This is a genomic window from Ruegeria sp. SCP11 (assembly GCF_040329455.1).
In the GTDB taxonomy this organism is placed as follows: domain Bacteria; phylum Pseudomonadota; class Alphaproteobacteria; order Rhodobacterales; family Rhodobacteraceae; genus Ruegeria; species Ruegeria atlantica_E.
Genome location: NZ_JBDZYG010000032.1, coordinates 1 through 9,022 on the forward strand (window position 1 = coordinate 1; position 9,022 = coordinate 9,022).

Below are 9,022 nucleotides of genomic sequence, written 5' to 3' on the forward strand. Positions count from 1 at the left end.
TTTACCGTTGAAAGTGGAAACGCAACGGGAACGACCTTCACGGTCAACTCGAAGGCGACCGCTTTTCAGATCAGAGGGGGGGCGGGCAGCGACACAGTCGATGCCACCGGGCTGACCTTCACAAGCCTTGAGCGTGACTTCATTTTCAATGCAGGATCAATCGAGACGATCATCGACGATGGAGGATTGTTCACGGCCCCGGCGCCAGGACCAGACGACCTGATTTTGACTACGGGGGCAGATACCTTCGCGCCAACTGCGGCGGACTCGACTATCTCCGGGTCAGCCGACACCTTCAATAACACCGACGACCTGGACGCAGGTACCGGGACTGACGAGCTAGTCCTACTGGGTGGCGGCACGTTCAATCTAAACACACCATTAAATCTAAGCGGATTCGAAGAAATTCGTGCAATCAATCCTAGCACAAGCAGTGTTTTTCTTACGCTACGGACGAACGACAGTCACGATCGAGTTACTCTCGACTCGGTCGGCTATACGCGGTCGGAACTCAATGGAACTAGCTATGTCGGAACGTTCACTGGCGGCAATGGAACCGACGGCGTCAACCTCCGAGGTTCGTCGCGGATCGAAGATCTTTCATTGGGCAGCGGCTATGGCCGGGTGCGTGTGTATGATTCCGCAAGCATTGGGACTGTCGATCTTGGAAACGGTGGCGGGCGAGTTTCTCTGCGCGGCACCGGCAGCGCTGAAGCCGTTCAAGGGGGGAGCAGTGTGGACAGGCTCTATGTCTACTCGACTTCTGCATGGAGCGGCGTGACAAGTTTCGACGGAGGCGGCAGTACGTCGGACACGCTCAGATTCTTGCAGAGCTCTGCAACCTTCGATCTGACATCTGTCTCCCTCAGTAATGTCGAGAGGCTTAGTAGCTTTACGTCAAATACCACTCTTGTCGTTGACGATGCGGTCATGTCCGACATTACTCTCGTACAAGGTAACGTGGGCAACCGGCTATTGACCAACGATGCGTCGCTTGATCTCACAGGTAAATCAATTCAGAATCTCACCGTTGAAAGCGGAAACGCAACGGGAACAGTTTTCACGGTCAATTCCAAACCGACAGCACTCCAGGTGGTGGGTGGAACCGGTGACGACACGCTCGAAGCTACGGGGATTACCTTTACGAGTACTGAACGCGATTTTATCTTCAACGCTGGTTCGATTGAGGTGATCAAGGACGACAGTGGCGTCTACGGCAACAGCGCCGCCAACAACCTGACTGGCGGAGCTGCAGCGGAAATCATAAGCGGCAACGCAGGAGACGATACGCTGGATGGTGGTGGCGGGATCGACACTCTCACCGGCGGCGCAGATAGCGACTCTTTCATATTGCGTGTAGGAGACGGTGCGGATGTCATCACAGACTTCCAGGACGGTGTCGACATGCTTGGACTGGCAGACGGTCTTTCCTTCGCCGATCTTACAATAGATGATGGCGGCGGTCCGGACACAACAATCTCGGTAACTGCTACGGGTGAAGTGTTGGCGGAACTGTCTGGGATAACTGAAAGCCTGATCACTGAAGACGACACTTTCGTCTTTATCTAGCCTTATTTCCGCTTCACTTTGAAGTATTGCATGCCGCATCACTCGTTCGATCCGGCATTGCAATTATGGGAGAGTTCGGCGATGCAGCCAATTAGCACAAGGCGGTTTCACTTTATCTCGGGCTTACCTCGTTCGGGTTCGACGCTGACCGCCGCTATATTGCGTCAAAACCCTCGTTTCCATGCAGGGATGTCCAGTCCAATCGCAAGCTTGTTCGAAAATATAATTGCACAGGTTTCGGCCGGCTCAGAGCTATCGCCGATGGTCGACCAAAATCAAAGACTTAGGCTGCTGCGCGGTCTTTTCGAAAGTTACTATGCGGAAAGTACGCATGATGTCGTGTTTGATACAAATCGTGCTTGGACTGCCAACCTTTCAGCACTGCTGAATGTTTTTCCACAGGCGAAAGTCATTTGCTTGGTCCGAAACGTTTCCTGGATCATGGACAGTATGGAACGACAATTTCGCAACAATCCCTTTGAACATACGCGGCTTTTTAACTCTTCGGGTGAACGATCAACTGTCTATACAAGGGTTGAGGCGATGGCCGGTGCAAACCGACTCGTAGGGTTTCCCTGGCACGCTTTGCGCGAGGCTTGTTACTCGAAAGACTCAGACAAGATTGTAATTGTTGATTATGATTTACTCACTCGACAACCTGCTGAGGTTATTAAACTTATCTACCAATTCTTGGACGAACCATTTTTTGAGCATGATTTTTCAGCTGTTGAGTACGATGCGCCGACATTTGATGCTCAATTGGGATTGGATGGTCTTCATCGAGTTGCCCCGAAAGTAGAGCCCAAGCCACGGGAAACAATTCTACCGCCCGATTTGTTCGAACGGTATTCCAAACTCTCCTTTTGGTACGACTTACAAAACTCTCGGGCTTTTCGGATCATCCCCAAGCATGCTGAACCTCAATCTAACAGTATGCCAAGCGGAGAAACCCCGATAGGTGGTTGAGCACTCCCAAACAGCGCTGACAGGTTGGTCGAACAAATGGCTAGGGTACAGTTGTAAAGCGTACCAATAGCGGGAACTTTGCATTTAACAATCTCATCCAATGATGACTAAGCACCCTACCATAGCCGCCCCCCGCTCCTTCCCCCCGTCATGTGGGAGAAGGCCCTTCGCTTCCCGTCCGTATCCACGCGATGCCGTTTGTCGATGGCCAGCCGCTTCCCCGCAGGCTCTTCACCTGCCCCACCTGAGCCCTGAATAGCTTTAGCGGTCCCCGATCAGCCTGCCGTTCCGATGAGACGAATGGCAGTCAGCCGGTGGGTTTCGTTGTCGCGTTTCTGCGCCAGTCCAGAAGGAGCCGACCTGGCGCGGGGTGGGGTAGTCCCCGGAACATGTCCTGTTCTTGGTGGCCGGTGAGCAGGCAAGCCGTGGCAACTGTTTTTGGCCTGTCGGCAGCAATGGAAAACAGTCGGTCCAAACCACGTGCCGCGGGGCCTTTCCGGTGCAGTCACTGACTGCCCTCAGGTCCGGCTAAACTGTGGAAAACGCAGATGGGAAGGTCGAAGTGTGACGATCCAAATTGTTTTCGCGGTCGGGACACTATTGGGATTGAGTCGGATTTTTTCAGCTGCCTCTGGCAGTCTGCATCACACCAGATGAGAGGTTTCAACCACTTGTTAAGCCGTATAGGGTCTGCGGCTGGCGGGCTACTGGACACGCATATTGGATCACACGTGCTGAGGAGTTAATTTGCATGGCAAGGCAAATAGTGAACTGGAACGTCCAGAACTACGGCCCTCAAGGTGCTTTGAATGATGCCATGAGAGCAGATCTGTCCATTAGGTTTGACATCAAGCCCTGTGAACTGGAGCAACTGTCACAAAATCTCGCCTTCGCGCTGGCTCCGGGCACCGTCAAAGCATCCATATTGACCATTGTTAAGCAGATGGAAAAAGGCCCGGAGCAGTTGGAGGCCATTTTGCAGGATCTGCGCCGGGCGGAACACTACTTGAAGAAAGCGTCTCAGGGATTTTCAAATCTCCGTATCGACTACCCGAAGGCTGGGCAAAGGGCAGACGATCCCAACATGTTTTGGCGCGGTATTTTTGATAACGCCATGACGATAGTCGAACACATTAACCGCAACTTGACCCGAAGCGCTGGGAAGTATTCATCGCACACGCTCGACGCACCGGACAAACGGAGGACCAGGGACGATAGACGAAGCGTTGTTCTTTGGCAGATTTTCGAGTTCTGGGGGTGTATCGGTCGCCGGGTCAGCTATAGTACAGATGGTGTAACCTCCGAACGCCGGGGCCCCCTTGTGGACTTCGTGAATGCCGTCGTTCCCTTGCTGTCCAATCCGCCAGCCACGATCAGCGGTGAGACGATCCGGAATGAGATACGGGAGTGGTGGGCAGTGCGTAGTGTGATGGCAAGTGTACCGATCCCGGAATAAATTCTAGATCTGCACCCTTCGACCTGTTTTGGGCGCGTTGTCATGGTCATGGCATGACACGCGTTCCTGCCATTCCCCCTTCTGACGACCACGCGCACAAGCAGGTTGAGACAGCGATTGACCAGTTGGTCCGATTGCTGGCTGCCCAGGCAGTACGGGAACTGGGTCGGAACGCCTCTGACCAAAAGGAGGCGCATCAGGATGCCACAGATCACTTCCAAGAAGAGCCGACCCCGCCAGCTTCTGACGGTGAAAGACGTCGCTGAACTGGACAATTGCTCCGAGAAGACGGTGCGCCGTGCGATTGCGTCAGGCCTGCTTGAGGTTATTCGGGTCGGCCCCGGCGGACGCCTCATCCGCATTGATCCGGCAGCACATGCTGCTTACCGGCAGGCACAGTGCTGGTAGGCAATCGCGACCATTAATGTCCATTTTTGTCAATGCATTATGCGCATTTCGGGAAGAGGGCCTGCCCGTAAGTTTCTAACTTTTTGTGCTACGCTTTTCCCGAATCGGACCTCCTGTCCACACCCGTCCACCCGAGACCTGACACGTCCAAGGGAACGTAAACCCGATGACTAGCCAGATCCCCGTTCCATTGGCAATTGCCTTTGTCAAAGCCGACACACCGATGTTTGCCGAGCTCATGGACCAACTGCGCTCCGATAGCTCTCTGACAGACGGACGCCGCCGAGATATGATCTCCGGCCTGCGCCGTACATCCAAAGCTCTTGGATTACCTCCTGAGGATGTACCCTGCGACAGCCGCTGGTTGCAGCCCCGTTTGACCAAAGTTGCACCGGCTGCGCTTGGTCTGACACCAAAGAGCTGGCAAAATGCGGTCAGTGATGCCCGGGCCGCGCTCGCGCATTTCGGGCTGGTGGAACGGCGCTTCAACCGGATCGATGATCTGTCTCCCGATTGGCACGAGCTCTGGGCAGCTGTTCTGGCGTCGGGCGACAAGACATTGCAACCCGCGCTCTGCCGCTTCGTGCACTTTCTAAACCGGCAGGGCGTCAAACCTGCCACTGTGTGTGAAGAGCATGCCCAAGCCTATCGAGTAGCCCTTGAGCATAACGAGATCAGCAAATCGCCTGACGTCGCATATCGTGCCGCCGTCAACGGCTGGAACCTGGCGGTCCGACGTATTTCACAATGGCCCAAGGCCATCCTGCCTCTGGAATCGCGTCGGAAGGTCATCACTTTTTCGGTGACCGCGTTTCCAGCGCCATTCCAAACTGCTCTTGCAGAGCTGATGCATCGTCTGTCCAATCCGGACCCGCTGGCAGATGACGGTCAGAACAGAGCACTCCGATCCGCGACCCTGTCCCAATACCAAAGACAGTTGGTTCGGTTTGCCTCCGAACTGGTTCATTCTGGCATCCCAATTTGCCACATTGGCGGATTGGATGTCCTGATCAATCCGACGATGGCTGAACGGGGTTTGCGCCAGATGTTATCGCGCACCAACAACCAGACCACAAAGATGATCAGCGAGATCGCCGCGCTGCTCCGCAACTTGGCCCGGATACTCAATGCACCCGATGACACCCGGGACGCGCTGTCGGGGCTTGCCGCGCGCCTGGCCGTCAAACCTCAGAATGGCATGACCCAAAAAAACCGAAGCCGGCTGCGGGTGTTGCAGGAGGACCGGCATCAGAAACGCCTGCTGCTTCTGCCTGAACGGATATTCGCGCGACCACGCGGCACGTCTAAGCCGTATGGCTGGGCTCTGGCACGCGAAGATGCGCTCGCCATCGCCATCTTGCTGGTCTGCCCAGTTCGCGTGAAGAACCTGGCTGACGTCCACCTGGAGCGCCACCTGCACCGTCCCGGTGATGGCCGAGCCTACCTGGTTCTGGAAGACGGCGAGACCAAAAATGATCGACCCGTCGAGTTCGAGATCCCGCGTGATGTATTGCGCATGATCGACGTACATCTCAAATCTCGCTGCCCGGAGCTCTGCCCCGCGGGAACGCCTTGGCTGTTTCCCCGGAGGGATGGTCAGCATTCGGTTGATCCCGGCGTTCTGTCTGCGCGCATCTCCAAACGGATCCGGAAGGAAACGGGGTTGGAGATGAATGCCCACCTGTTTCGACATTTTGCGGTGATGAACTGGCTTGACGCCAATCCCGGCGGCTACGAAGTTGCGCGCCGGTTGCTCGGACATTCGGAGGTCAGCCACACCATCAACATGTATTCCGGTCTTGAGGCACGTTCGGCAACACGCGCCTTTGCTGACCTGATAGACGCCAAGAAAGGGCGTCGCTGATGAGCCTTGTTCTGCCTCTGTCTGATTGGCCCGTGCAAGACCGGGATATGTGGCTCAACCTTCAGACGGAAGGTGGACCACTCGACGATTGCGGCGCGCTCTCACATCTACGCGCGACCTCGTTGAAGACGTTAGAATTGCGCTATGCCCGATGGCTGCAATGGCTGATTAACAGCGATACGGAGGCGATCACACTGCCTCCGGCTCGACGCGGGACCCTGCCGCGCCTTTCCGCTTGGCTTCGGGACCTGTCACACACCCGGCCGATGACCCGGTTGATGTTCATTGATGGCGTGTTGCGTATCCTCTCTGCAGCTGACCCGACGCAGGACTGGTCCGCTCAGCGGAGGTTAAAAACGGGATTGAAGCGCGCCGCGGGTCGAGGTGATCGGGATCGCAAGCTTGGGCGTGTGTTGTCCAGCGAGGTTCTATTAAAGGCGGGAATGTCTCTGGTGGCGGATCATGCCGAAGCAGCACAAACACCGCTGCGCAGAATGATGCATCTGCGGGATGGCACCATGATTGCAATGCTGGCCTTGATGCCGATGCGGCGGCGCGCCTTCGCTGGCCTTCAGATTGGCATATCCTTGCATGTCACAGCAGACACCTTGACCGTCGCGCTCCCAGGGGATCTGACAAAATCAGGACAGCCTTGGGAAGCTGATGTTCCCCAGAGCGTTGAGCCGCTCTTGCGCCGTTATGTCAACGAAGCCCGTCCCTTTTTTATGGAGCGTGGCCGACAGCAACACGATGTCTTGTGGGTCGGCAGGATGGGTGCCCCGTTGAAGGTAGACACATTGAGCCCGCGGATCGCGGAGCAGACACTGAAGCTGACTGGTCGCCGTATTCCACCGCATTTCTTTCGGGATGCGGCCGCGACAACCTTGGCTCGCTCCTCACCTGAACATGCCAAGCTGATCCGACCAATTCTTGCGCATACGAGCTTCGGAACCGCCGAGCGCCACTACATCCACGCCCAGACAATTGAAGCGGGCCGCGACTACGCGGCTTTGATCAACCAGAAGAGAAAGGCCCAGCGATGATTCGAGTTGCAATCTATGCCCGTTTCTCCAGCCAAATGCAGAGAGTCGCATCCATCGATGACCAAATGCGACTGTGCCGGGAACGTGCTGAGCGGGAAGGTTGGACTGTTGTTGACGCCTGTTCTGATCGTGCGGTCTCCGGCGCCTCCATGTTGCGCCCCGGTCTGCAAGCGCTGTTCCATGCAACACAGGAAGGACGGGTTGATCTGATTTTGGCGGAATCGCTGGACCGGTTGAGCCGAGACCAGGCAGACATCGCGGCGATCTTCAAACGTCTGAACTTTGCAGGTGTTGGCATCGTGACACTGGCCGAAGGTGAGATCAGCGAATTGCACGTAGGTCTCAAAGGCACCATGAACCAACTGTTCCTCAAAGACCTGGCCGACAAAACCCGGCGTGGTCTGCGCGGGCGTGTCGAGCTTGGGCGCTCCGGCGGCGGCAACAGCTACGGCTATGATGTCGTCCGTCGTCTTGGGCCCGACGGCCAACCCGTTACGGGAGAACGAATGATCAACGCAGCGGAAGCTGAAGTTGTCCGGCGGGTGTTTCAAGAGTTCACCGAAGGGCACTCCCCGAAAGCAATAGCGCGCCGCCTCAACGCCGAAGGTGTTCCCGGTCCCCGTGGCAAGTTATGGCGTGACACCGCCATTCGAGGGCACCGAGTGCGTGGGACGGGCCTTCTCAACAATGAGCTTTATATCGGCCGCCTTGTTTGGAACCGACTGCGCTACATCAAGGACCCGGAGACCGGCAGACGTGTTTCCCGTCTAAACGATCCGTCCAAATGGATCATCGCGGAGGTCCCTGAGCTGCGGATCGTCGGGGATGAGCTGTGGGAGGCGGTCAAGCAGCGGCAAGGCGAGATCGAGGCTGATCCCCGCGTCAAAGCCATCAAGAAAACCAAGTTTTGGGAGAAGCGTCGCAAGAAGCACCTTCTGACAGGTCTTGCATTCTGCGGCACCTGCGGAGGACCACTCGCCACTGTCGGGCGCGACTATATCGCCTGCTCTGCCGCGCGCAAACTCGGTACTTGTTCCCATAAGCAATCCATTCGCCGCAATGTCCTGGAAGACGCCGTCATGGATTTGCTTCGTCAGCGTCTGATGCAGCCCGACGCAGTCGCCGCTTTTATCAAGTCCTTCAGCGAAGCCGCCAACGCAGAAGCAGGCACAGCGGAGGTAGCCCGGACCCGTCTGCAATCCGAGCGGGACAAAGCTGAGCGCAAACTGAATGGGTTTTATGACGCAATCGCTGAGGGCATTCGCACCCCCGGACTTCAAGCGAGGCTCGAAGAGCTCGAAGCGCAGATTGCCGATCTTGAGGTGAAGCTCTCCGAACCTACGCCCTCACCGGTGCGACTGCACCCAAATCTGTCCGAACTCTATCGCTCAAAGGTCGCAGATCTGGCGCAGGCTCTATCGGATCCGTCGATCCGTACAGGGGCCTTGGAGATTATCCGGGGCTTGATCGAACGTGTTACGATCCAACATGAACGGGATGGCGTGCAGATCGAGTTGGAGGGTGCGCTGGCAGCGATGATTGGGCTGACCCAGAATGAACAAAGCCGCCCAGGGGCGGCTTGTTCGAGACTCTGTTCGACCCAAGTGGTTGCGGGAGCAGGATTTGAACCTGCGACCTTCAGGTTATGAGCCTGACGAGCTACCGGGCTGCTCCATCCCGCGTCAGAGTCAGATTTGTATCATCGTTAGAGAGATT

General features: G+C 56.3%; 6 protein-coding genes, 1 tRNA gene and 1 pseudogene. 7 read left to right on the top strand and 1 reads right to left on the bottom strand.

Annotated elements, in window-relative coordinates; translation table 11 throughout:
- The 7 genes and pseudogenes from ABLN94_RS24215 to ABLN94_RS24245 form a co-directional block, all read left to right on the top strand.
- A pseudogene (locus tag ABLN94_RS24215) lies at positions 1-1,569 on the top strand (hypothetical protein); the annotation flags it as partial.
- A gap of 30 nt (positions 1,570-1,599) precedes the next feature.
- Positions 1,600-2,535: a sulfotransferase family protein gene (locus ABLN94_RS24220; protein ID WP_352997230.1), complete on the top strand. Its 936-nt coding sequence runs from the start codon at positions 1,600-1,602 to the stop codon at positions 2,533-2,535.
- A 751-nt stretch (positions 2,536-3,286) separates the two neighbouring features.
- A complete protein-coding gene (locus ABLN94_RS24225; protein ID WP_352997232.1) occupies positions 3,287-3,991 on the top strand; it encodes a hypothetical protein in 705 nt (234 codons plus the stop codon).
- Between the two features lie 201 nt (positions 3,992-4,192).
- A complete protein-coding gene (locus ABLN94_RS24230; protein WP_352997234.1) occupies positions 4,193-4,399 on the top strand; it encodes a helix-turn-helix domain-containing protein in 207 nt (68 codons plus the stop codon).
- A 166-nt stretch (positions 4,400-4,565) separates the two neighbouring features.
- Entirely contained in the window at positions 4,566-6,263 is a 1,698-nt protein-coding gene (locus tag ABLN94_RS24235) for a site-specific integrase (RefSeq protein WP_352997236.1), read from the top strand.
- Positions 6,263-7,306 (top strand): tyrosine-type recombinase/integrase, encoded by a 1,044-nt coding sequence (locus ABLN94_RS24240; RefSeq protein ID WP_352997238.1) that lies wholly within the window; start codon positions 6,263-6,265, stop codon positions 7,304-7,306. The genes ABLN94_RS24235 and ABLN94_RS24240 overlap by 1 nt, the downstream gene beginning before the upstream one ends.
- A 65-nt stretch (positions 7,307-7,371) precedes the next feature.
- Entirely contained in the window at positions 7,372-8,955 is a 1,584-nt protein-coding gene (locus tag ABLN94_RS24245) for a recombinase family protein (RefSeq protein WP_352997240.1), read from the top strand.
- On the opposite strand, the gene ABLN94_RS24250 is transcribed toward ABLN94_RS24245, so the two are convergent.
- Positions 8,912-8,988, bottom strand: a tRNA-Met gene (locus tag ABLN94_RS24250). The two genes, ABLN94_RS24245 and ABLN94_RS24250, sit on opposite strands and share 44 nt — an antisense overlap.
- Positions 8,989-9,022: the final 34 nt, after the last annotated feature.